This is a genomic window from Micromonospora sp. DSM 45708, from assembly GCF_039566955.1.
Classification (GTDB): Bacteria; Actinomycetota; Actinomycetes; order Mycobacteriales; family Micromonosporaceae; genus Micromonospora.
In genome coordinates, this window is the sequence record NZ_CP154796.1 from 2,359,080 (window position 1) to 2,381,587 (window position 22,508).

21 protein-coding genes are annotated in these 22,508 nt (G+C 74.5%); 13 read left to right on the forward strand and 8 right to left on the reverse strand.

What is annotated here, in order from left to right:
- Positions 1 to 71 precede the first annotated feature (71 nt).
- From VKK44_RS10415 to VKK44_RS10425, 3 genes are read right to left on the reverse strand one after another with little or no spacing between them, the layout of a single operon-like run.
- Positions 72 to 1,400: a glycosyltransferase family 2 protein gene (locus VKK44_RS10415; RefSeq protein ID WP_343446682.1), complete on the reverse strand. Its 1,329-nt coding sequence runs from the start codon at positions 1,398 to 1,400 to the stop codon at positions 72 to 74.
- Positions 1,397 to 1,678 (reverse strand): phosphopantetheine-binding protein, encoded by a 282-nt coding sequence (locus VKK44_RS10420; protein WP_343446684.1) that lies wholly within the window; start codon positions 1,676 to 1,678, stop codon positions 1,397 to 1,399. Before VKK44_RS10420 ends, VKK44_RS10415 begins: the two co-directional genes overlap by 4 nt.
- Positions 1,672 to 2,286 (reverse strand): 4'-phosphopantetheinyl transferase family protein, encoded by a 615-nt coding sequence (locus VKK44_RS10425; RefSeq protein WP_343446685.1) that lies wholly within the window; start codon positions 2,284 to 2,286, stop codon positions 1,672 to 1,674. Before VKK44_RS10425 ends, VKK44_RS10420 begins: the two co-directional genes overlap by 7 nt.
- Positions 2,287 to 2,473: 187 nt before the next feature.
- On the opposite strand from VKK44_RS10425, the gene VKK44_RS10430 reads away from it, so the two are divergent.
- Positions 2,474 to 3,886: a condensation domain-containing protein gene (locus tag VKK44_RS10430; protein ID WP_343446686.1), complete on the forward strand. Its 1,413-nt coding sequence runs from the start codon at positions 2,474 to 2,476 to the stop codon at positions 3,884 to 3,886.
- A gap of 15 nt (positions 3,887 to 3,901) precedes the next feature.
- Here VKK44_RS10430 and VKK44_RS10435 read toward each other — a convergent pair whose 3' ends face one another.
- Both VKK44_RS10435 and VKK44_RS10440 read right to left on the reverse strand, forming a co-directional pair.
- Complete coding sequence (locus tag VKK44_RS10435; protein ID WP_343446687.1) at positions 3,902 to 5,104, reverse strand: cytochrome P450; 1,203 nt, start codon at positions 5,102 to 5,104, stop codon at positions 3,902 to 3,904.
- Positions 5,105 to 5,126: 22 nt separating this feature from the next.
- Entirely contained in the window at positions 5,127 to 6,296 is a 1,170-nt protein-coding gene (locus VKK44_RS10440) for a nucleotide disphospho-sugar-binding domain-containing protein (protein ID WP_343446688.1), read from the reverse strand.
- A 156-nt stretch (positions 6,297 to 6,452) separates the two neighbouring features.
- Here VKK44_RS10440 and VKK44_RS10445 point away from each other — a divergent pair, with 156 nt between their 5' ends.
- Entirely contained in the window at positions 6,453 to 7,646 is a 1,194-nt protein-coding gene (locus VKK44_RS10445; RefSeq protein WP_343446689.1) for a cytochrome P450, read from the forward strand.
- Between the two features lie 9 nt (positions 7,647 to 7,655).
- Here the strand turns inward: VKK44_RS10445 and VKK44_RS10450 are convergent, their stop codons facing one another.
- Positions 7,656 to 8,519 (reverse strand): TauD/TfdA dioxygenase family protein, encoded by an 864-nt coding sequence (locus VKK44_RS10450; protein ID WP_343446690.1) that lies wholly within the window; start codon positions 8,517 to 8,519, stop codon positions 7,656 to 7,658.
- A gap of 159 nt (positions 8,520 to 8,678) precedes the next feature.
- Here VKK44_RS10450 and VKK44_RS10455 point away from each other — a divergent pair, with 159 nt between their 5' ends.
- The 9 genes from VKK44_RS10455 (at position 8,679) to VKK44_RS10495 (ending at position 18,288) form a co-directional block, all read left to right on the forward strand.
- Positions 8,679 to 9,701, forward strand: a complete 1,023-nt coding sequence (locus VKK44_RS10455; protein ID WP_343446692.1) for a methyltransferase — start codon at positions 8,679 to 8,681, stop codon at positions 9,699 to 9,701.
- A gap of 207 nt (positions 9,702 to 9,908) precedes the next feature.
- A complete protein-coding gene (locus VKK44_RS10460; RefSeq protein ID WP_343446693.1) occupies positions 9,909 to 10,928 on the forward strand; it encodes a polyprenyl synthetase family protein in 1,020 nt (339 codons plus the stop codon).
- A complete protein-coding gene (locus VKK44_RS10465; protein WP_343446694.1) occupies positions 10,925 to 11,953 on the forward strand; it encodes a UbiA family prenyltransferase in 1,029 nt (342 codons plus the stop codon). The genes VKK44_RS10460 and VKK44_RS10465 overlap by 4 nt, the downstream gene beginning before the upstream one ends.
- The gene (locus VKK44_RS10470) at positions 11,950 to 13,650 is read left to right on the forward strand and encodes a prenyltransferase/squalene oxidase repeat-containing protein (protein ID WP_343446695.1); all 1,701 of its coding nucleotides are present in this window, start codon (positions 11,950 to 11,952) and stop codon (positions 13,648 to 13,650) included. The genes VKK44_RS10465 and VKK44_RS10470 overlap by 4 nt, the downstream gene beginning before the upstream one ends.
- On the forward strand, positions 13,647 to 14,924 hold the full coding sequence (locus VKK44_RS10475) for an FAD-dependent oxidoreductase (protein WP_343446696.1): 1,278 nt from the start codon (positions 13,647 to 13,649) through the stop codon (positions 14,922 to 14,924). The genes VKK44_RS10470 and VKK44_RS10475 overlap by 4 nt, the downstream gene beginning before the upstream one ends.
- Positions 14,921 to 15,946, forward strand: a complete 1,026-nt coding sequence (locus VKK44_RS10480; protein WP_343446697.1) for an aminotransferase class I/II-fold pyridoxal phosphate-dependent enzyme — start codon at positions 14,921 to 14,923, stop codon at positions 15,944 to 15,946. Before VKK44_RS10475 ends, VKK44_RS10480 begins: the two co-directional genes overlap by 4 nt.
- 344 nt (positions 15,947 to 16,290) lie before the next feature.
- Positions 16,291 to 16,503, forward strand: a complete 213-nt coding sequence (locus VKK44_RS10485; protein WP_343446698.1) for a helix-turn-helix transcriptional regulator — start codon at positions 16,291 to 16,293, stop codon at positions 16,501 to 16,503.
- Positions 16,504 to 16,934: 431 nt separating this feature from the next.
- The gene (locus tag VKK44_RS10490) at positions 16,935 to 17,090 is read left to right on the forward strand and encodes a hypothetical protein (RefSeq protein ID WP_343446699.1); all 156 of its coding nucleotides are present in this window, start codon (positions 16,935 to 16,937) and stop codon (positions 17,088 to 17,090) included.
- Positions 17,091 to 17,472: 382 nt separating this feature from the next.
- Positions 17,473 to 18,288: an aminoglycoside phosphotransferase family protein gene (locus VKK44_RS10495; protein WP_343446700.1), complete on the forward strand. Its 816-nt coding sequence runs from the start codon at positions 17,473 to 17,475 to the stop codon at positions 18,286 to 18,288.
- A 96-nt stretch (positions 18,289 to 18,384) separates the two neighbouring features.
- On the opposite strand, the gene VKK44_RS10500 is transcribed toward VKK44_RS10495, so the two are convergent.
- A complete protein-coding gene (locus tag VKK44_RS10500; protein ID WP_343446701.1) occupies positions 18,385 to 19,206 on the reverse strand; it encodes a 2-hydroxy-acid oxidase in 822 nt (273 codons plus the stop codon).
- Positions 19,207 to 19,218: 12 nt separating this feature from the next.
- Positions 19,219 to 20,157 carry a 3-oxoacyl-[acyl-carrier-protein] synthase III C-terminal domain-containing protein gene (locus VKK44_RS10505; protein ID WP_343446702.1) on the reverse strand — a complete coding sequence of 313 codons (939 nt, stop codon included), beginning with the start codon at positions 20,155 to 20,157 and terminating at the stop codon, positions 19,219 to 19,221.
- A gap of 71 nt (positions 20,158 to 20,228) precedes the next feature.
- On the opposite strand from VKK44_RS10505, the gene VKK44_RS10510 reads away from it, so the two are divergent.
- Both VKK44_RS10510 and VKK44_RS10515 read left to right on the forward strand, forming a co-directional pair.
- On the forward strand, positions 20,229 to 21,380 hold the full coding sequence (locus tag VKK44_RS10510) for a glycosyltransferase (RefSeq protein ID WP_343446705.1): 1,152 nt from the start codon (positions 20,229 to 20,231) through the stop codon (positions 21,378 to 21,380).
- A 150-nt stretch (positions 21,381 to 21,530) separates the two neighbouring features.
- Positions 21,531 to 22,508 (forward strand): ATP-binding cassette domain-containing protein, encoded by a 978-nt coding sequence (locus VKK44_RS10515; protein WP_343446706.1) that lies wholly within the window; start codon positions 21,531 to 21,533, stop codon positions 22,506 to 22,508.

The following is a 22,508-nucleotide window of genomic DNA, read 5'->3' on the forward strand; positions in this document are numbered from 1 at the left end:
CGGGAAGCGTGGCCACCACGAGCGGAATGGCCACGCTTTCCGGGAAAGCGACCCCGAGGGGACGGGGTGGGTCAGCGGACGGTGATCTGGGTGGCGGCGTCGTGCGTCGTCACCGTCAGGGCGAAGTGCGGGTGCAGCATGTCGACCAGGTAGTCGAGGTCCGCGACGAGCGGCACCGGCAGCAGCGCCCGCTGGTCCACATCGGCGTGGGTGGCGACCAGCTCGATCCGGTCGGCCTTCAGCAGGCCCCGGGTCAGGAACGCCGGCAGGTCCTCGGGGAGCAGGCAGCGCCACAGGTCGACGTTGACGATCAGGTCCAGCGCGCCGGTCTTGAACTGCTGGAGCACGGTGCCGAGCAGGTGCGAGTTCGTGTCGCCGGGCGGCGACGCGTGGTCGAACGTGTGCGACCCGGCGCCGACGTCGAGTGTGGACACGCCGTGGCCGATCACCAACGCCCGGCGGGAGGGCAGCTCGTCGCGGAGCACGGCGGGCAGCGCGGCCGGACGGCCCAGTCCGGCCCGCCGGTACGCGTCGATCGCGTCGCCGTAGAGGCGGATGCGGCCCAGGTGCCGGCCGAACGTGTTGATCGCGTACAGCACCTCGACGTCGTAGCGCAGGTGCTTGCGGAGCAGGTACTTCATGTTGTCCATCGAGGCGAGCCCGTTGGTGGTCCGCCGGAAGTGGGGCAGGTGGTAGGAGCACGCGTCGACGTCGAGCTGGAACAGCTCGGGTGGCGCCCCGTGCAGGTGGAAGACCCGGTAGAAGAAGTCGAGGTCCTCGAAGCCCCACTTCACCATGGCCTCGTCGAAGCCGCCGACCCGCCGGAACGACTCGTGGTCGACCGAGGCGTTGTGGGTCAGCCCGAGCACCCAGGGCGCGCTCGGGAAGTCGCGCATCCGCTGCGGGTGGGCGGTGTCCTCCAGGCGTGGGTCGCCGCGCTCGGCGTCCAGCATCGCCGGGACGATCGGCTCGCCGCGGCGCAGCGCGTCCGCGCCGGCCCAGTCCAGGTCGTACCGCTGGCCGAGCAGGACTCCCGGCCGTCCGTCGCGGTCGGCGTGGAAGTCCCGGTGCCGCTCCAGCAGGCCGGGATGCGCCACCGTGTCGGCGTCCAGGAACATCAACGTGTCGGCGCGGGCCCGTGCCGCCGCCGCGTTGCGGTTGGCGCTGCGCCCCCGGTTGGTGTCGCTGCGGACGTGGTCGACGGCCAGCCGGTCGCGGTACCGGTCCACGACCGGGTCCAGTGCGACGGTGGAGCCGTCGTCGCCGACGATCACCTCGAAGTCGTCGCGCGGCAGGGTCTGCCGGGTGAGCGAGTGCAGCGTCGCGTCGAGCGCGGAGGCGTTGTTGTGCGCGGGCACCACCACGCTCAGGGCCGGCCGGCGCCCGTTCGCCGTGCTCAACGGGGGGTGGAGTTGGCGGTGATGTAGTCCGCCAGGTCGCCGAGGGTGGTCATCCGGTCCTCGTCCAGATCCTCCACGTCGATCTGGATCTCCAACTCGTCCTCCAGCTCCAGCAGCAGTTCCAGGGCGAGCGAGGAGCTGAGGCCGAGGTCGTCCATCAACTGGGTCCGTTCGGTGACCGGGGCGGCCGGCCTGAGCATGCGGCCCAGCAACGCCGTGAGGCTGTCGACCACCTGGTCGCGCAGCGGCGACGTGGTCGACGTGTCGTGTTCTAGCACCGGGAGGCCGGTGGATCGATCATGCGCTCCAGCATGGACCCATCAGAGCAAAGGACATCGGCGAGTGTCAACGGGTAGGACTCGACCGCGTACGGCGCGTCACCGGGCAGCGCGACCGCCACCCGGTAGCCGGCCGGCGTGACCAGGTCGGCGAGGCGGTACGCGCCGGCCGGCTCGACGCACGCGACCACGTCGTCCGCGTGGACCGCCACCGCCAGGTTGGGCCAGAGCCGGCCCCCGGCGGCCTTGACCAACGCCTCCTTGCGGACCCACAGCCGGGTGAACCGCCGGGCCCGCTCCCCGGCGTCGGCCCCGGCGGCGACGTGCCGGGCCTCCGCCGGGTGGAAGAAGCGCGCGGCCAGCGGGACGGGGTCCCGACCCGACGGCAGGTGCTCGATGTCCACCCCGACCGGGCGGTGCCGGCTGATCGCCACCGCGACCAGGGCGCCGGAGTACGACAGGCTCGTGTGCGGTCCGGCGCCCGGCCCGGCCGGCGTCGGCTTGCCGTGCCGGCCCCGGCGCCAGGCGAGTTCCGACGGCGCGACGCCCGCCGCTTGCCCGGCCAGGTGGCGCAGCGCGCCGTGCGCGACCGTGAACCGGTCGCGCACGCCGGGTCGCCGAGCGCGGCGGCGCGGGCCCGCTCGTCGGGGCCGAGCACCGCCCGGCACCGGGCCAGCTCGTCCGGCGAGCCGTCGGCGGCGATGACGCAGACGCGTACGCGGTCCGGCATGGACGGCAGCGTAACGGTCCGTCCGGACGTTGACACGTGCCGATGCGCGTTGCTCTGATAGCCCGATGATCGCGCAGACGGCCGAGGTGCGGATCCCCGTCCCGTTCGCCGGGCCCGGGGCCGGCACCGCGCCCCTGACCTGGGGTCAGAAGGCGATCCTTGAGGACATGCGGGAGACCGGGTGGACGCACAACGTCAGCGGCGCCCATCCGGTGCCGGCCGGCGTCACGGTCGAGCAGATGGCGGCCGAGCTGGCCGACCTGCTGGCCCGGCACCCGGCACTACGGATGCGGCTCGGCACCGACGAGCGGGGTGACCCGTGCCAGGTCGTGTCCGCCTCCGGGGAGACGGTGCTCGACGTGGTGGACGTGCCGGACGACGCCGACCCGGCCGACGTGGCGACGTTCGCCTACCAGCTCGGCCACACCCGCCTGCTGGCCCCCTACGACCTGTACCGCGACTGGTCGGTGCGGATGGCGGTGGTCCGGCACCGGGGCGCGCCGGTGCACCGGGTGCTGACCTTCGACCACCTGGTGGTCGACGGGACCGCCACGTCGCTGCTCCTGGCGGACCTCGGGCTGGCCGGGCCGGCCGTCCGCCGTGGCCACGACCCGCGCACCGTGCAGATCCTCGACCTCGGGCGGCGCGAGGAGACGCCGCCGTTGCGGCGGGTCAGCGACCGGGCCGTGCACCACTGGGCGGCGCACCTGCGGTCCGTCCCGCCGCTGACGTTCGGCCCGCCCCGACCCGGCGGCGGCCGGCGGGGCCACCGGTACTGGCACGGCCGGTTCAGCTCGCCCGCGGCGTACCTGGCGGTGCGTGCCGTCGCCCGGCGGACCCGGACGGACACCTCGCGCGTCCTGCTCGCGGTGATCGCCGTCGCGATCGGCCGGGCCACCGGCGTCAGTCCGCTCACCGCGAAGCTGATCGTGGGCAACCGGTTCCGGCCGGGCTTCGCCGAGGCGATCGCCCCGCTCAGCCAGAACGGCGTGCTGACCGTCGACACCGCCGACACCACCGTGGACGAGGTGGTGTCCCGGGCCCGGCGGGCCTCGATGACCGCCGGCATGTACGCCTACTACGACCCGACGCAGCTCGCCGAGACCGAGGCCCGGCTGGACGCGGAGCGCGGCTACCCGGCGCGTGTGAGTTGCCGGATCAACGACCGGCGGGTGACCACCCGGGCGGCGGCCGACGACCACGCCGGGGACGAGCCGGTGACCGCGGACACGTTCCGGCGCCGGGCCGCCGAGACGTTCCTGGTCTGGGACGGCCCGCTGGACCACCTTCCCGAGCAGGCGTTCATCACGGTCGAGGACCATCCGGGGACCGTGCACCTTCAGGTGATCTTCGACTTCGCGAGTTTCACCGAGGCGCAGGCGGAGCGTCTGCTGCGCGGCGTGGAGGAGGTCGCCGTGGAGGCGGCGCTCGACGCGGCGGCGCCGACCCGGGTCAGGCCCGGGTCGGTCGGCGGCTGACCGGCCGCGTGGCGGTCACCTGTCGTCCCACGTCACCGGCAACGACTCCAGGCTGCGGACCACCAGTCCCGGCCGGAACCGCAGCTCCGACTCGTCGACCGCGAGCCGTAGGCCGGGCAGGCGACGCAGCAGCGCGCCGAGCGCCTCCTGGAGTTCCATCCGGGCCAGCGCCGCGCCGAGACAGTGGTGCGGGCCGGCGCCGAACGCCAGGTGCGGGTTGTGCGCGCGGGCCAGGTCCAGCGAGTCCGCGTCGGGGAACACCGTGGCGTCCCGGTTGGCCGACGCGATCGCCGGCATCACCGCCGAGCCGGCCGGCAGGCGTACGCCGCCCAGCTCCACCTCCTCGGTGGTCACCCGGGGCAGCAGCACGCCGTTGTCACCGAGCTGGATGAAGCGGGACAGCTCCTCGACCGCGCGGGCGACCGCGACCGGGTCGTCGCCGCGCAGCCCGGCCAGTTGCTCCGGGTGGCGGGCCAGCACCAGCAGGAACAGGTTGAGCTGGTTGGTGGTGGTCTCGTGCCCGCCCACGAAGATGCCGGCGGTGACCGAGACCAGCTCCCGTTCGGTGAGGTCCTCGTGCGCGTCCCAGGCGGCGATGAGCGCGCTCATCAGGTCGTCGCCGGGGTGGTGCCGGCGCTCGGCGATCATCTCCTGGAACGCGTCGAGCGCGGCCTGCGGGGCCGCCGGGTCGGCGTCCCAGTCGCCGACGAGCGCGTCGGACCACTCCCGTACCCGCTCCTGGTCGTGTTCCGGGATGCCGAACAGCTTGCTGATCACGTAGATCGGCAGCGGCGCGGAGAGATGGGTGATCAGGTCGGCCGGACGACCCGCCGCCTCCATCCGGTCGATCATGCCGGCCACCAGCGCCGCCACCGTCGGGCGCAGCTCCTCGACCCGACGCACGGTGAACGCGTGCGACACCGCCCGGCGCATCGTGGTGTGCCGGGGCGGGTCCATGCCGATGAGCGAGTCCTCGGCGAGCGAGCCGAGTTCGCGGGTCGGCCGGTTCGGGCCGGCCGCGGCGGCCCGGCTGAACCGGTGGTCGGTGAACACCCGGCGGACGTCGGCGTGCCGGGTGGCGAGGTAGGCCGACGCCCCGTCGGGCAGTTCGACGCGGGCCACCGGGCAGGTCTCGCGCAACCGGGTGTAGTCCGGTGACGGGTGGTAGATGGTGGGCGCCGGAGCGAGCGGGTACGGGACCGGCTGCGGCTGCGTCATCTGCGACTCCTCTGGCGAACGGTCAGGTGCGGGTACGCCGGGCGAGGGCGGTCAGGACCGGCACCACCTCGGCGGGGCTGGGCAGCGCGTGGATCCGGTCCCGCATCAGCGTGGCGGCGGCCCGCGCCGGGCCGTCGCCGATCAGCTCGCCGACGGCGTCCCGCACCGCGGCGCCCCCGGCCCGCCCGGGGTCCAACCAGGCGCCGGCGCCGGTGGCGGCCAGCCGTTCGCCGTTGAAGTGCTGGTCGCTCACCTGCGGCAGGATGAGCTGCGGCACGCCGTACGCGAGCGCGGTCATGGTGGTGCCGGCCCCACCCTGTTGCACGAGCGCGGCGCAGGTCGGCAGCACCAGCCGGATCGCCAGCGGGGCGTCGGCCAGCCGGACGTTGGCCGGCAGCGGGCCCAGGCCGCGCTGCTGCCGGGGTTCGACCACCACGACGACCTCGGCGTCCAGCTCGGCCACGGAGCGGATCACGCCGGTCAGGTCCAGCCGGTCGTGCAGCCCGACGCCGGCCATCATGGTGCCGGCCGTGACGCAGACCCGGGGCCGGGTCGCCGGGCGGTGCAGCCAGGGCGGCACCACGGCCGGGCCGTTGTACGGCACGAAGCGCACCGGCCGGCCCGGGCGGGCCGTCGGCGCCTGGAGCGGCGGCGGCGCCGGGTCGAGCGTCAGGTCGCCGTGCGTCGACACGTCGGTGGCGGCGAGCCCGAACCGGGCGGCGAGCGGGCCGAGCACCGGTTCCGGGTCCAGCCGGAGCGTCACCGAGGAGTCCGGACCCCACAGGTTCAGCACGCCGGGCACGCCCAACGCGGCGGCGGCCACCGGCGCGGCCAGGTTGAACGGCTCCCAGACCAGGACGTCCGGTTGCCAGGCCCGGCCGAACGCGACCAGGTCGTCGAGCAGGGCGTCGGCGAACCGGACCACGCCGCCGTCGGCCGTGATCGCCGGTTCCAGCCGGTCCGCCGGCTGGGCGCCGGGCCGGTCCAGGTCACCCACCGCGCCGATCCGCCCCGCGAACGCCTCGGCGAAGTCGACGTCCTCACCCAGCGGGACGGCGGCGAGCCCGGCCGCGCTGATCGTCGCGGCCATCGAGGGATGGCTGGCCACCCGCACCTCGTGCCCGGCCGCCTGGAGCGCCCAACCGAGCGGAACCAGGCTGTAGAAATGCGACCGCCAGCCCCACGTCGACATCAGAATTCGCAAAGGCGCAGTCAAATCCGACCAATCCGCACGTGAAACGGCAGTCCCGGACCACAGATGCTAGGCGATGGACGTCCGTAGGCGGAAGGTCGCCGACGCCGTCAATAGATATTGACGCCGGACTAACACGTGTTGGAGTCTTACCCGATGTCCGACGTGGACCACGCCCCGGCCGTCAATTCCGGGCCGCGCCCCTATCCGTTCGCGCCGTTCACCGGCGACCTGCCCGACGAGCTGCTCGACATGGTCGTCAGCGACCCGGTCAGCCGGGTGCGGCTGCCCGACGGCCGGCCCGCCTGGCTGGTGCTCAGCTACGAGCACTGCTGCACGGTGCTGGCCGACCCCCGGTTCTCCCGGCTCCCGCTGGGCGCGACCGCGACGTCGGACGTCGCCGGTCCGCGGGAGCTGAACATGGACGGTCCGGCGCACGCGGCGGTGCGCCGGGTGGCCAGCCGCGCGTTCACCGCGCGCCGGATGGACACGTTCCGTCCCCGGGTACGGCGGCTGGTGGACGGTCTGGTCGACGCCATGCTCGCCGGTCCCCGGCCCGCCGACCTGGTGGCCGGGCTGGTGGCGCCGCTGCCGGTGCACGTGGTGTGCGACGTGCTCGGTGTGCCGGTCGACGACCGCCCCCGCTTCTACGCCTGGATCTCCGGCCTCAACTCGATCACCGCGTACGGCTCCGCCGGCGCCGCCGACGCGCAGGCGGAGCTGCGGGCCTACCTGGCCGGGCAGCTCGCCGGGAAACGGGCGGAGCCCGGCGACGACCTGCTCTCGGCGTGGGTGCTCGGCCAGGGCGCGCACGAGCTGGTCGACGCCGAGCTGGTCGAGTTGGCGATGGGGGTGCTGCTCGGCGGCCTGGAGATCAACTCCACGAGCGCGGGCCTGCGCGCGTTGTTCCAGCACCCGGAGCAGTTGGCGAAGCTGCGCGCGGCCCCGGAGAAGCTGCCCGCCGCGACCGACGAGATCCTCCGGTACACGTCGGTGAGCAGCATGTTCCGGGTCCAGGTGGTGCGCGAGGACCTGGTGCTCGGCGGCGTCGCGATGCGGGCCGGGGAGTGCGTGATGGCGCTGCCGTGGGCCGGCAACCGCGACCCCCGGCACTTTCCCGACCCGAACGTCTTCGACATCGACCGGACGCCGGGCGTGCCGCACCTGACCTTCGGGTTCGGGCCGCACTTCTGCCTCGGCACGGCGCTGGGCCGGATGCAGGTCGAACTCTCCCTCGGGGTGTTGCTCGACCGGATGCCGGAGCTGGCGCCGGCGGTGCCGATCGAGGACATCCCGTGGCGGCACGACCGGATGAACGGCGGCATCGCGTCGTTCCCGATCACCTGGTGAGCGACGCGGTCAGTAGCTCTCCACCGCGTTGACCCGGTCCGGCCAGTAGCGCTCGCCCGGCGCCGGCGCGTAGTGCTCCCACCGGGGCGGGTTGCCGGTCGGGTGGTCACCGAGCACGGTGATGCGCTGCCCGCGCCGGAGACCGTCGTAGTCGTTGATCGCGTAGTGCTGCGTGACCCGGTTGTCCCACACCGCGACGTCGCCCACCTGCCAGCGGTACCGGCAGGTGAACTGGGGGCTCTCGGAGAACCGGAACAGGTGCTCCAGCAGCGCGTCGCTCTCGGTGCGGGTCAGCTGCGGGATGTGCGAGGTGAAGAGCCGGTTGACGTAGAGCGAGCGGCGCCCGGTCTCCGGGTGCACGCGCACCACCGGGTGCTCCGCGCGGCTGGTGAACTCCGTGCCGATCCGGATGACGTGGATGGCGGTGAGCCCGTCGAGCAGGTCGCGCAGCGGCGCGGAGAGCGCCTCGTAGACCCGGCACTGGTTGGTCCACATGGTGTCGCCGCCGACCTCCGGCAGCTCGATGAGGTGCAGGATCGACGCGATCGGCGGGCTCTGGTGGAACGTCATGTCGGTGTGCCAGACGTCGACCTTGCCGCCGTCGGTGGAGTCGATGACGACGATCTCCGGGTGCCCCTCCAGGCGGGGCAGGTACGGGTGCAGCTCGACCTCGCCGAAGCGGCGGCCGAACGCGACGTGCGCCTCGGGGGTCAGCCGGGTCTGGCCGGCCAGGAACACCACCTGGTGCTTCAGCAGGAGGTCGTGGACCAGGGCGAAGCCGGAGTCGGTGAGCGTGTTCAGGTCGATGCCGTGGATCTGGGCCCCCAGGGCGCCGGCGACGAGCCGGACGTCGACGGCGGTGGAAGTGGTCATCGATGGTCCTCCGGTCTGCGCGCGACGGCCCGTCGCCGCATTCTTCCACGATCGTGAATGTCCTTGCCAGCGTCGTCGTTGACGGGCCCGCGGCCGGCTTGGGATCATTCGGGGCCGGCGGGCCATGATCCGGGCCCGCGGGTGGGGGAGAGGACACTCGTGACGATCGATGCAAGCGTCGACGGGGACGCGGCTGCGCGGCTCGACCGGCTCACCGATCTGGCGACGCCGTTCGCGGTGCGCACGGCGGTGACCCTGCGCGTGCCGGACCGGATCGCGGCCGGCGTCAACGGCCTGGACGCGTTGGCCGCGGCGTGCGACGCGGACGCGGGCGCGCTCGGCCGGCTGTTGCGCTACCTGACCCACCGGGGCGTGTTCGTCGAGGTGTCGCCGGACGTCTTCGCGCTGACCGACGTGGGTGAGTTGCTCCTCGACCGGGACGGCGGCGGGCACGGCGCCGACCTGGACCTCGGCGGCCTCGGCGCGCGGATGGACCTGGCCTTCGCCGGGTTGCCGCACGCGATCCGCACCGGCGGGCCCGGCTACGGGTCGGTGCACGGCCGGGACTTCTGGGCCGACCTCGACGCCCACCCGGACCACCGCGCCTACTTCGACGCGCTGATGCTCAGCCAGCAGCGGTTCACCGCCCCCGAGGTGGCGGCGCGCTACCCCTGGGCCGAGGTGACGCACGTGGTCGACGTCGCCGGGGGCTCCGGCGGGCTGCTGCGGGAACTCCTGTGCGCCCATCCGCACCTGCGCGGCACGCTCGTCGACCGGAGCGAGCCGGTGGCGACCGCCGCCGCGACGTTCGCCGAGCATGGCCTCACCGACCGGGCGACGGGCGTGGTCGGGGACTTCTTCGCCCCGCTGCCGGCCGGCGCGGACGTCTACGTGGTGTCCCGCGCGCTGACCGACTGGAGCGACGACCACGCGACGGCGATCCTGCGCCGGTGCGCGGAGGCGGCCGGCGCCACCGGTCGGGTGCTGGTCATCGAGGTGCTCCCGACCGTGCCGCACGTGCCGCACCTGTCCCCGTACGACCTGCGGATGCTGGTGCTGGTGGGCGGTCGCGAGCGGAGCGCGGACGAGCACGCCGCCCTGGCCGCCGCCGCGGGTCTGGCGCCCCGGCGCACCTGGGACGGCCCCGACGGGCTCACGCTGATGGAGTTCGCGGCGGCCTGACCGACCGGGCCGCCGCGTCCCTTACCCACCGGTGCGCCGGGCCCTCGACGATTTGACTGCGCATCGTCCAATTTGCCGAAGAATATCGTCATCGTATTCGCACCCACCCATGGCACGGCACATTTATCAATGGTTGTTCGTGGGAGTTCCGGCCGGTAACGTCTCGCGTGGCGACTAGCCGAGCCTTCGTGAAAGGGTCGACGCGTCATGACGGTTGCTGGCTTCACGAGATATCCGCCCTTCATCGACGACCTGGCCCGAAGCGAATCGGGACGGCTGCTGCACGCCGAACTCAGCCGGCGCTGGCCGGAGACGACCGAGCAGCCCGCCGCGATCGCCCGGTACGCGCTGCTGCCACCCGGCAAGCTGCTCCGCCCGATGATGACGCTGCACGCCGCGGAAGCGGTGGGCGGGTCACCCCGGGACGTGCTCGCCGCCGCGCTCGGCACGGAGTACCTGCACGTCGCGACGCTCGTGCACGACGACATCATCGACGCCGACACGATGCGCCGCGGCCGGCCGGCGGTCGCGGTCGCGTTCGGCATCCCGAACGCCATCGTGGCCGGCGACCACCTCATCTTCCAGGCGTTCCAGGCCATCGTGGACGGTGGCGGCGGGGTCCCGCCAGGTCACGTGGTCGCCGCGGTCGCCGCGCTGGCCGAGGCGGGGCAGGACCTGTGCCGGGGCCAGGCGATCGAGGCCCAGCTCGTCGGCGACCTGGACGCGGGCGCCCGGTGGTACCCGGAGATGATCCGCCTCAAGACCGGGTCGCTGTTCCGCGCCGTGTGCCACATCGGCGCACTGCTCGGCGGCGCGGAGCCGGACGTGGCGTCCGCGCTGGCTCGCTACGGCGAGCACCTCGGCACGGCGTTCCAGATCCGCGACGACCTGCTGTCCTACGTCGCCACTCCGGAGCAGACCGGGAAGCCGGCGACCAGTGACCTCAACAACGGCCGGCCGACCCTGCCGCTGCTGCTGGCGTACGACGCGGCCACCGACGAGGCCCGCGTCGAGCTGATGGCGGTGCTGCACCGGCGCGGCGCCGGCCCCGGCGACGTCGAGTGGGTCACCGCCCTGCTCCGCGACGTCGACGCGGTGGAGGGCGCCCGCCGGCGGATGGTGGAGCACGCCGAGCGGGCCCGGGCCGAACTGGGCGTGCTCGCCCCCTCCGCGAGCGCGGACGTGCTGGCCGGCATCGCGCGTTGGATGACGAGCGAGATGGCGTGAGGGCCGCCCGGGCGCTGCGGGCGCACGTGGAAACCTGGCGGCCCTACACGCTCTGGTACGTCGGGTTGGTGGGTCTGGGCGGCGCGGCGGTGGTCGACGGACCCCACCATCCGTGGCGGCTCCTGTCGGCCTGGGCGGCGCCCACCGCCGGTTGGCTCGGCGGCCACTACCTCGGTGACTGGTTCGACCGTGAGCTGGACGCCGGCAGCAAGCCGCACCGGCCGATCCCGTCCAGCCGGCTGGGTGCGCGTACCGCGCTGGCGTGCGGCTTCGCCTGCTTCGCCGTCCTCGCGGTCCTCGCCGTGGCCGGCGGCTGGGGCACCACGACGGCGGCGCTGCTGGCCGGCTGCGGCATCGTCGCGTACAGCCGCTGGTTCAAGGCCCGTGGGTTCGCCGGCAACCTGGTGCGCGGGGGGCTCGGCGCGGTCGCGTTGCTCTACGGCGCGCTCGCCGTCGGGCTGCCGGCGGACCCGTCCCCGGTCCTGCCCGTGCTGCTGGCGCTGACCGTCGCGTTCTGGTCGCACGACGCCATGTCCAACCTCGTCGGGGCGTTGCGGGACATCGACGGCGACCGGGCGGGGGGCTACGAGACGCTGCCGGTGCGGCACGGCGTGCCGTACGCGGTCCGGACCGTGCTGGCGCTCTCCGCCGTGACGCTTACCGCCGCCGTCACCGCCGGCCTGCTGGCCGACCGGAGCGGGCGGCCCGCCTATTTGGTGACCCTGCTCGTGGTCGGCGTGGTGGGCGTCGCCGCGCTGACGCCGTTGCTGCCGCACCGCACCGGCATGCCGGTCGTGGTGGCGTTGCGGGCCCACTCCGTCCTGGTCGTCGAGCGGGTCGTGCTGGCCTCGGCCGTGGTCGGGCTCGGTCTCGGCGTCGCGGTGCAGCTCGTGCTCGCGCTGCCGATGGTGGCGCTGACCTGGTGGGCGCAGCGCGGCATGCGCGCCCGGCACGAACTGGGGCCGGCCCCCGCCGACCTGGCCCTGGCCACCCCCCGTCGACTGTCCCTGGAGGACGCGCCATGACCGCTGTCACCGCCGAGGCCGTCGGGCGGGCGATCACCGCCGGCGCCGAGGCGCTGCTGCGCCGCCGACGCCCCGACGGCGTCTTCGGCGACGACCCGCCGGCCTCGGTGCTGGGCACCGCCGGCGCGGTGGCCGCGCTGCACGCCGCCGACCCGGTGGGCAGCGCCGACCTCGTCGACGCCGGCACCGGCTGGCTGCGCCGGCAGCAGCACGACGACGGCGGCTGGGGCGGCGTGGTCGGCGCGGAGAGCGAGGTGGTGCCGACCGCGGTCGCGGTCGCGGCGCTGGCGCTGAGCGACCCGGCGGCCAGCGCCGAGGCGATCGCCGCCGGCCGGGCCCGGCTGGCCGCCCTGGGCGGCGTCGACGCGGTCACCGACCGGGCCATCTCGCTGCTCTGCCGCCAACTGCTCACGATGGCCGGGATGACCGCCGAGGCCGGTCCGCTGCGGCGGCTGCCGCTGGAGATCGTGCTGTTCGACCGGGTCCGTCGCCGGCGGCTGTCGTTCCGCACCGCGCCCTTCGTCGGTCTCGCCCTGATGCAGGCCGACCTGCTGCCCACCGGCCGCCTGCGCCGGGCCACGCTGCGCCGGGCCCGCCCGGTGGCGGTACGCCTGCTGCGCTCCATCTTCGACCACGAGGGCCGCACCGGCGCGTTGAGCGAGGACCCGTGGCCGGCCGCGCTGGTGCTGCTCGGGCTGGCCCGCAGCGGCGAGGCGCCGGACATCGCCGAGGCGGTGGTCGGCTGGCTCCGGCGGGCGGTCCGCCCCGACGGCGCCTGGGACGCCGTGACGAACCTGGACCTGACCCGGTCCGGGTACGCGGTGACCGGCCTGGTCGCTGCGGGGTACGCCGCCGACCCGCGGCTGCGGGCCACCCGGGACGTCTTCCACGCCACCCAGAAGCCCACCGCGTTCGAGGTGCTGGACGTGCCGCCGGGCGGGTGGAGCTACTCCAACGTGGGCGGCTGGCCGGTGACGCTGGAGTCCGCGGAGATCCTGTCGGCGCTCGCCGGCTACCCCGACGCCGCCGCCGACCCGGTGCTGCGTACCGGCCTGGCCTGGCTGGTCGGCCGGCAGGACAGCCGCGGCTCGTGGAGCCTGTGGGTGCGCGACACGCAGCTCGCGAACGACGGCCCCTGCCCGGCCATCACCAGTCAGGCGATCCTCGCGCTGCACGACGCCGGCCACCCGGACGACCACCCGGCGATCGCCCGGGCGGCGGCCTGGCTGCTGACCCGGGCGGCGCCCGACGGCACGTTCGAGAATCTCTGGTACCGCGACCACACCTCCGGCACGGCCGTGGTGGTGGCGGCGCTGTCGCGCGTCGGTCACGCCCGGCACGAGGTGGTGCGGCGTGCGGTCGGATGGCTGCGCGGGACCCAGTTGCCGGACGGGTCGTGGGGTCCGGGCGACGGCACGGCCGGCTCGGTCGAGGAGACGTCGTGGGCCGTCCAGGGCCTGCTCGCCGCCGGCGGTCCCGAGGTCCACGCGGCGGTGGAGCGGGGCGTCGCCTGGCTGGTGGCGGCGGCCGGCCCGGACGGCGGATGGCCGGCGGCCCGGGTCTGCAACTACATCCGCCACCACATGCGCTACCCCAACGCGGTGATCACCCAGGCGGTCGCGCTGCGCGCCCTCGGCGAGTACCGCCGGGCCACCGCCGGGCGGCCGGACGTCGCGCCCGGCGCGGTCGCCCGATGAGCCCCGACGTCGTGGTGGTGGGCGCCGGCGCCGGCGGCCTGGCGAGCGCCCGCGCGCTCGGCGCGCTCGGGCTGCGGGTGCTCGTGCTCGACCGCCAGCGCACCCCCGCGTCGATCGCCAAGGGCGAGATCCTCCAGCCCGAGACCGTCCGCATCCTCGACTCGTGGGGAGTCCTCGACGCCCTGCGCGCCACCGGCGCCCGCCCGGTCGGGCGGCTGGCCATCCGGGACCCGGACGGCGATCCGCTGCTCTGCCTCGACTACGCCGGCCTACCGGGCGCGTACCGGGAGATCCTCTGCGCCGACTACGGCGACCTGCGCGCGGTGCTCGCCGACGGACTGCCCGCCACCGTGGAGGTCCGGTGGGGTCGGCGGGTGACCGGCCTGCTGTCCGGCGACGGCGGGCGGGTGACCGGCGTCGAGGTGTCCGGCGACGGGAGCGACCGGGAGGTCCGCGCGCCGCTGGTGGTCGCCGCCGACGGCATGTCCTCGCCGCTGCGGCGGGCGGCCGGCGTCGCGGTCGAGCGCCGCGAGTACCCGCACGGCCTGGTCGCGTTCGACGTGGCCGACGCCGAGGTGGCCGACGAGGTGACCGCGTACCGGACCGGGCGCGGCCTGTGCCTGGTCTATCCGCTGCCGGGCCGGCGGTGCCGCCTCTACGTCCAGGTGACGGGCGACGAGTTCCGGGGCCGGGCCGACCTGGGCGCGTGGTGCGACCGGCTGCTCGCCGACGTGCCGGCGGTCCGGCCGATCGGCGCCGCGATCCGGGCCAGCCTGCACCGCCGTCAACTCCTCGCGGTCTACCGGCTGCGCACCGACCGCCTGGCCGTGCCCGGCCTGGCGCTCGTCGGCGAGGCGGCGCACGCGGTGCACCCGATGGCGGCGCAGGGCGTGAACAGCTCCCTGGGCGACGCGGAGACGCTCGCGGCCAGCCTGGCGGCCGAGGGCGACGCGCCGGCTCCGGCCGCGGTGGACCGGGCGCTGCGGGCCTTCGAGGCGGCGCGCCGGCCCCGCCTCGACCACGTCGCGACCGTCAGCCACAACGCCTCCCGGATGATCACGAGCGTCTCCGGGCTGCCGAAGCTGCTCGGCGCGCGGATGATGCGCCGCACCGCCGCCAACCCGAGGCTGCTCGGGCTCACCGCCGGCAACCTCTCCGGCACGGACGTCCGGCCGCTCTCCCTCGTCGACCGGCTCTACCAGCTCGGGCTGCTCACCGACCGGCAGGCCCGCGTCCCGTCCCCGCCGGCCCCGTCGAGAAGCGAGCGATCATGACCCCTGCCACCGCCGTCGGGACGCACCCGCCGGTCGACCTGTCGATGAACGAGACGCCGTACCCGCCGCTGCCGGGCGTCCGGCGGATCGTCGCCGACGGCGCCGCGACCCTCCAGCGGTACCCGGACCGCACCTCGTCGGCGCTGGTGGCCGCGCTGTCGGCGCGACTGGAGGTGGGGCCGGAGTCGATCCTGGTCGGCCCCGGCTCGGCCGGGCTGTGCCAGCACCTGGTGCAGTCCCTCGGCCCCCGGCCGGAGGTCGTCCACGCGGCGCTGTCGTTCGAGGGCTACCCGCTGATCGTCCGCAACGCCGGCGCGACCGCGGTGCCGGTGCCGCTGGACGGCTACGACCACGACCTGCCCGCGATGGCGGACGCGGTGACCGACCGGACCCGCTGCGTGCTGCTCTGCCACCCCAACAACCCGACCGGGGCGGCGCTGCGCCGCGCCGAGGTGCGCGCGTTCCTCGACCGGATCCCGGCCGACGTGCCGGTCATCGTGGACGAGGCATACCGGGAGTTCGTCACCGACCCGGACGCGCCGGACGGGATGGAGCTGTACCGGGCGTACGACAACGTCTGCGTGCTGCGCACCTTCTCCAAGGCGTACGGGTTGGCCGCGCTGCGCGTCGGGTACGCCGTGGTGCCGCCCCGGCTGCTCCCGGCGGCGGCGCTGACCGGGGCGGTGTTCTTCCCGAACGCGCTCGCCCAGGCGGCGGCCGTGGCGAGCCTGGCGCCGGAGGTCACGCCGGAGCTGACCCGGCGGTGCGCGGACCTGGTGGCGGCGCGCGCCGGCCTGACCGACGCGTTGCGGGGCCTGGGGCTCACCGTGGCGCCCAGCGAGGCCAACTTCGTGTGGCTGCCGCTGGGGGAGCGGGCGGTGCCGTTCGCCGACCGGGCCCGGGCGGCCGGCATCCTGGTGATGGCGCTGCCCGGCGCCGGTGTCCGGATCACGGTCGGCTCGGACGAGGCGAACGACCGGCTCTGCGCGTTCGTCCGGGCGGCGCTCGACGAGGGCTTCTGAGTCAGCGCGGAGACCGCGCGTCGCCGGCCGACCGCCGCGCCGTGAGGCGGGCGCGTGCCCAGCGCAGGGACGGACAGCCGTCCGTCCGGTCGTGGCACCGATGGCAGTAACCCAAGATCCAATGCCGCCGGATGATCAGCTTAGCCAGCTCCGGCACCCACTCCGACCGGGGTGTTTCTCTCTCGATCATGCTGTCTCCCGAGACATGCAGATCCGGGCACCGAACCCCGTTCAGGTACCCGGACCGCTCACCGGACGTGCCCCACCAGCCTCCCTTGCAACGTGTACACCGTCAAGGTTGGAAGTGGCAACGTGTACGCCAATCACGTGCATACGGTCACGGCGTGAGGCTTGTGGCGCTCTCCGATATCGCGGACATGCTCGGTGGCGTGTCGCGCACGCGGGCGACCGAGATCACGAACCGGTCCACCTTCCCGGACCCCATCGACACGGTGGCGAGTGGCAAGGTCCGGGTGTGGGACCGCGCCGACGTCGAAGCCTGGATCAGGCGGTACCGGCCGAACCAGCCCCGTGGCGGGGACGACGAACAGCCCTGAGGCCACGGACCATCGGATGTTCGGCTCTTGAGGGCATGCCGCCGCGTTGTCACACTTGCTTGCTATGAGTGTCAAGCGGCACGGGCGCCCGCATCAGCCGAGTGACGAGATCGCGGAACGACGTGAGCGACGCGACGTCCGGATCCGCGCGGATCGGGTCGAACTCGCGATGGCGGAGTTGGACGACAAGCCGCCGACCGACGACATCGAGTTCGGGCCCGGCCGCGACACGCGGGTACGGCGCGGAGGACTGCCTGGCCTTGGGCGAGGTCGGTGACCCGCCCCGGCCACTCCGGGTGATCGAAGCGAGCCGGGTGATCGACAGCCGGCGACTTTCGCCAGCAGGCTTTCACCGGAGCAGGTGCGACCGGTGATCCCGCGTGCGGAGGGAGCGGCAGTCGAGCCCCGGGCAGACCGGTGAGAATGGCCCGATGGAGATTCGTTTCGACTTCGGCGGCGAGCGCGGGCGCGTGATGGTGGAGGTCGTGCCGAACGCCGACCCGGTGGCCCTCGGAAAGACCGAACGCGAACGGGGCATGCCGGTGTGTACGGCATCCGTCGAGTTCAGCGCCGGCCTGGGGTTATGAGCAGGATGCCGAGGACCGGCTGCACCTGTCGCAGGCACGGTTGCTGCGCCCGGCCGACTGGGACGGCCACCGCGCTTACCTGGCCGGGCGGTATCCGACGTGGACGTTCAGCGACGGGAGCCCGCTCCTCGGCCAAACCTGACGAGCGTGCCGGCCGGGTGCAAGCGGCTCGGGGAGCGCGGACCATCGCGCAAACGGCTCGACCGCCGCCCGGCCGGCGCCTAGGGTCGACCTGTGCCACCGGTCCCGCTCGGCCTCGACAGCACGCTCATCCGCCGTGCCCGATCGTCGCGGCACCCGGCCACCCACTGTGCCGCCCCGCCGATTGCGACGGTCGAGGGCCGGCCGGTCGCGGGCGAGATTCCGCCGTCCGGGAGCTGAGGTGGCGACGACGCATGCCGTGGCCGTGGCCCGGTCGGTCGCGTCGTCGCTCGACCTGCCGAGCCGGAACGCGATCATCCTGCACGAATCGAACCGGATCACGCTGCGCCTGCTGCCGTGCGACGTGCTGGCCCGGGTGTCACCGGTGACGGACCACGACGCCGCCCGTTTCGAGCTGGAGATCGCGCGACGACTGGCCGGCGGGGAAAGTCCGGTGGCGGTGCTCGACCCGCGCGTGCCGCCACGCGTCTACGAGCACGAGGGGTACGTGGTCACGCTATGGCGCTACTACGAGCCGTCGACCCGCACGATCTCGCCGGCGGACTACGCCGCGACGCTCGTCCGGCTGCACGCCGGACTGCGCGACCTGGACCTTCCGGCGCCGCACTTCACGGACCGGGTCGAGCGGGCACAGCGGTTGGTGGCCGACCGGGACCGCACGCCCGACCTCGTCGACGCGGACCGTGAGCTTCTCGACTCCACCCTGCGGACGCTTCGCCACGCCGTCACCGAACGCGCCCGTGCCGAGCAGATCCTGCACGGCGAGCCACACCCGGGCAACCTGCTGTCGACGAGGACGGGGCCGTTGTTCACCGATCTGGAGACCTGCTGCCGGGGGCCGGTCGAGTTCGATCTCGCCCACGCGCCCGAGGAGGTGGCCGGGCACTATCCGGGGGTCGACCACGACCTGTTGCGCGCATGCCGGACGCTCACGCTGGCAGTGGCCACCACGTGGCGCTGGGATCGTGACGACCGGCTCCCGGACGGACGCCGGTTGGCCGCCGAGTGGCTCGGACGGATCCGGGGGCACGACTGAATCCTCGGCCGGCAGGAAGCCGTCCCACGGGTGTGCGTCGGACCGGGTGTCCGGTGACCGGCCGCGCACATCGCCCTCCGCGGGCCCCGCCGTCGGTCACGGTTGGTCGGTCGCGGTCGCCACCAGGCACAGGTAGCGCAGGTCCGGGTCGTAGTCGGCGGCCACCGCCACACGGGGCCGCTCCGGGCCGTCGACGAGCCGGTCCAGCAACGCCCACCACACGCCAGTGGACGGTTGCCCCGGCGGCACCACCGTCACCGGGCTCCCGCCCGCCGCGACCCCGGCGAGATCTGGCCCGAGTACCACCGAGACGTCCGCGCGCCCGGCGTCCAGCGCGCGCAACTCGGCCGCCGCCAGGGCGGCCACGTCGTCCGGCCCGACGTCCGCGTGCTGCCGGACCGAGGTCACCCGCGCGCTGTCGTCGGCCGGGCCGTCGCCGAGCAGCAGCGCCACCGCCCGGTGCCGGTCCGCCACGGCAACCCCCGGGTCGTACGGCAGCACGGACTGCTCGACGACGAGGAGCAGGGTCCGGCGGTACGCGTGGGCACCGGCGATCCGCAGCCCGGTGAACGCCGCCGCCGACCCCTGGTCGCAGAGCGCGAAGGACATCGGCGTGCCGGGGCAGACGTGACTGAGGTAGGCCGCGGTGGCCCGGCCGGGCAGCGCGTCGTGCACGGCGAACGCCAGCACCAGCAGGTCGACCGGCTCGTCCTCGGGCACGAGCGCCCCGATCAGCTCGGCGGCCATCTCCCCGTAGGACTGGCCCCGCGCTGCCGCGTCGACCCGTAGGCCGTACGGGCGCACCAGGTCGGTCAGGTACTCGCCGGCACGTTCGCGCAGCACGGGATCCTCGAGCAGTGCCGCCGGGCCGGTGAACTCCCGGCGCGCGGCCCGGATCAGGTGCAGGTCGGTGCCCATGACGCTCCCCGGTCAGTGCTCGAACACCATGGCGGCGAAGGTGGCCCCGTCCCCGGCGCCGACGGCCGCCACGAGGTACCGGTCGCCCGGCCGCAGCAGGTCGCGTTCCCGCGCGGTGCGGTAGTTGACGAACGCGTCCGCGCAGAACACGTGCCCGGCGCCGGTGACGTTGTCCAGCAGCACCCGGTCCAGCGGGAAACCGATCAGCTTGACCAGCCGCTTCCAGGTCATCAGGTTGACGTTGTGCGGCAGGATCAGCCGCAGGTCGGCGAGCGTCGTGCCGGCCCGTGCCAGGGCCCGACCGATCACCTCGGCCAGCGCCGGCCGGTACTCGCGCTGGAACCGGGCCGGGGACGCGCCGCCGGCCACGTCGAACTCGCCCCGCTGCGCGCTGGCGTAGGCGAGCAGCCGGTCCCGCCGGCCGTGCGCGCTGACCAGGCACGCGGACGCGCCCTCGCTGAACACCGACGTCTCCGGGATGAACTGGGCGTCGCGGGTGAACGCCTTCTCCCCGGTGAGGACCAGCGCGAGCGGCTCGTCGCCCGGCGGGTGCGGCTCGGCGGCCAGCAGCCGGCCGGCCACCTCGACCGCCGCCAACGCGCTCGCGCAGGACTGCTGCGTCAGCGTGAACGCCAGGGCGTGTCCCAGGCCGAGCGCCCGGCAGACGTCGTGCAGCGGATTGACCGGGTACGGCGCCACCACCGGGAAGGCCCGGCCGTGGACCACGAACCGCACCCGGTGCTCCGCGCCGCGCAGCGCGGTGAGGCCGCCGATCGCCTGCCGCAGCAGGTCGGCCAGGGACAGGTCGGGGTCGCGCCGCACCTCGGTCAGCCCGTGGAACCGCCGGAACAGCCGGATCTGCATCTCGGTCAGGCCCAGCGGCGCGGCCAGGCTCTCGACCGGGACGCGGCGGGTCGGCAGGAACACCGAGACGGCGTCGATAGCCGTCATCCGCACACCGTCACGGGAAGGATCAGATCAACGGCGTCGATGGATGTCAACGCGCATGGCATCATATCGACGTGGCTCGCTTCCTCTTCGTGGTGCTGCCGGTGGTCTCCCATCTGAACGCCCCGCTCGCCATCGGTCAGGCGTTGACGGCGGCCGGACACGAGGTGGCCTGGTGCGGGCCCCGCAGCGACCTGCGTCCGCTGATCGGCCCGGACGCCACGCTGTTCCCGACCGGGAAGCGTTGGTACCGCCCGGACGGCGAGTCCGGGATGGCCTCGGTGCGCAGCCTCTGGGAGGGGCACGTGCTGCCGGCCAACCGTTTCATCCGGGACGCCGCCGAGCGGGCGGTCGCGGAGTACCGGCCGGATGTCGTCGTCGCCGACCAGTACGCGCTGGCCGGCGCGCTGGCCGCGCACCGGCACGGGGTGCCCTGGGCGACGTTCTGCGTCGGTGTGCTGGAACTGACCCCGCCGACGGCGGAGATGCCCGAGTTCACCGACTGGGTGGCAGCCCAGGTGAGGCACGTGTGGGCGATGACCGACCTGCCCGCCGACGAGACGTTCGACCTGCGCTTCTCGCCGTACCTGGTGATCGGGCTGACCACCACGGCGCTGACCGGCCCGGCACCGATGCCGGCGCGGTGCGTGCTGACCGGGCCGGCGCTGGGGCGGCGGCCGAACGCGCCCGACTTCGACTGGGACGCCTGGGAGCCGGGGCGGCGGCACGTGCTGGTCACCGTCGGGACGATGGCCGAGCACCTGGCCCGCGACTTCTACCAACGGATGACCGCCGCGACCGCGCCGCTCGCCGACCGGCTCCAGGTGATCGTCACCGCCCCGGCGGACCTGCTGCCCGACCCGCCGGCGCACGTGCTGGTCGCGTCCCGCGTGCCGGTGCTGGAGCTGCTGCCCCGGCTGGACGCGGTGGTCTCGCACGGCGGGCTGGGCACCGTCTCCGAGGCGCTGGCGCACGGCGTGCCGGTGGTGGTCGCGCCGATCCGGCACGACCAGCCGACCATCGCGCGCCAGGTCACCCGGGCCGGCGCCGGCCGCGAGGTCGACTTCCGCGAGGCGACCCCGGCGGAACTGACCGAGGCGGTGACCGCGGTCCTCGACGACCCGGCGTACCGGGCCGGGGCGCGCCGCGTACGCGACTCGTTCGCCGTGGCCGGCGGCGCCGGCGCGGCGGCGGCGCACCTCGCCGCGCTGGCCGCGACGCCGTGACGACGGGCCGCACCGAACCGCAACGCATCGACCGTTGTCCCGCGCCCGTGGTCGCACTAGCCTGACCTGGCGCCCCTCGCACGGGCACCGTCGGGACAGGCCGGCCCGCGACGCGGGCCGGCCCGCGTCGTCGCCGCACGAGGAGGCTCGATGATCGAGGCCACCGGCCTACGCAAGTCCTTCCGGGTGGGGCGCGGTCGCGGCGCCAGCACGGTCGAGGCGGTCCGCGGCGTCGACTTCGCGGTCCGGCGCGGCGAGATCGTCGGCTTTCTCGGCCCCAACGGCGCGGGCAAGTCCACCACGCTGCGGATGCTGGCCACGCTGCTGCGCCCCGGCGGGGGCACGGCGACGATCGCGGGCGTCGACCTGCTGCGGTCGCCGGCCCAGGTGCGCCACCGGATCGGGTTCGTGGCGCAGGCCAGCGGCACCTACGACGACTCCACCGCCCGCCGGGACCTGATCCTCCAGGCCCGGATGCACGGCCGGTCCAAGAGCGTGGCGCAGGAACTGGCGGCGGCGGCGATCCGCGCGTTCCAGCTCGACGACTTCGCCGACCGCAGGATCAGGACGTACTCCGGCGGGCAGCGGCGGCGGCTCGACGTCGCGCTCGGTGTCATCCACTCGCCGCAGGTGATGTTCCTGGACGAGCCCACCGCCGGCCTCGACCCGCCCAGCCGGGCCCGGATGTGGCAGGAGGTCCGGCGGCTGCGCGAGGAGGGCATGACGATCTTCCTCACCACGCACTACCTGGACGAGGCGGACAGCCTGTGCGACCGGGTCTCCATCATCGACGCCGGCCGGATCGTGGCCGAGGGAACGCCGTCGGCGCTCAAACGCGAGATCTCCGGTGACGTGGTGGCGATCGAGTTCGCCGCCACCGACCTCGCCGACCCGGCCGGCGGCGACCTGCCGGCCGCGACGAAGGTGCTGGCCGAGGCGCCCTACGTCCGTGGGTCCGAGCCGGTCGACGGCACCCTGCGGCTCTACGTCGACAGCGCCGCCACGGCCATCCCGCAGATCATGCGGGCGCTCTACGACCGGGGCATCGAGCCGGGGGCGATCGAGACCCGCCGGCCCAGCCTCGACGACGTGTTCCTGGCCAAGACCGGCCGCTCGCTGGAGGAATGA

Excerpts from the sequence above, each read along its gene's own strand:
- VKK44_RS10430 (WP_343446686.1), top strand. The coding sequence starts at position 2,474 with ATGATCGCGCAGACGGCCGAGGTGCGGATCCCCGTCCCGTTCGCCGGG.
- VKK44_RS10435 (WP_343446687.1), bottom strand. The coding sequence starts at position 5,104 with ATGACGCAGCCGCAGCCGGTCCCGTACCCGCTCGCTCCGGCGCCCACC.
- VKK44_RS10440 (WP_343446688.1), bottom strand. The coding sequence starts at position 6,296 with ATGTCGACGTGGGGCTGGCGGTCGCATTTCTACAGCCTGGTTCCGCTC.
- VKK44_RS10445 (WP_343446689.1), top strand. The coding sequence starts at position 6,453 with ATGTCCGACGTGGACCACGCCCCGGCCGTCAATTCCGGGCCGCGCCCC.
- VKK44_RS10450 (WP_343446690.1), bottom strand. The coding sequence starts at position 8,519 with ATGACCACTTCCACCGCCGTCGACGTCCGGCTCGTCGCCGGCGCCCTG.
- VKK44_RS10460 (WP_343446693.1), top strand. The coding sequence starts at position 9,909 with ATGACGGTTGCTGGCTTCACGAGATATCCGCCCTTCATCGACGACCTG.
- VKK44_RS10470 (WP_343446695.1), top strand. The coding sequence starts at position 11,950 with ATGACCGCTGTCACCGCCGAGGCCGTCGGGCGGGCGATCACCGCCGGC.
- VKK44_RS10475 (WP_343446696.1), top strand. The coding sequence starts at position 13,647 with ATGAGCCCCGACGTCGTGGTGGTGGGCGCCGGCGCCGGCGGCCTGGCG.
- VKK44_RS10480 (WP_343446697.1), top strand. The coding sequence starts at position 14,921 with ATGACCCCTGCCACCGCCGTCGGGACGCACCCGCCGGTCGACCTGTCG.
- VKK44_RS10490 (WP_343446699.1), top strand. The coding sequence starts at position 16,935 with ATGGAGATTCGTTTCGACTTCGGCGGCGAGCGCGGGCGCGTGATGGTG.
- VKK44_RS10500 (WP_343446701.1), bottom strand. The coding sequence starts at position 19,206 with ATGGGCACCGACCTGCACCTGATCCGGGCCGCGCGCCGGGAGTTCACC.
- VKK44_RS10505 (WP_343446702.1), bottom strand. The coding sequence starts at position 20,157 with ATGACGGCTATCGACGCCGTCTCGGTGTTCCTGCCGACCCGCCGCGTC.
- VKK44_RS10515 (WP_343446706.1), top strand. The coding sequence starts at position 21,531 with ATGATCGAGGCCACCGGCCTACGCAAGTCCTTCCGGGTGGGGCGCGGT.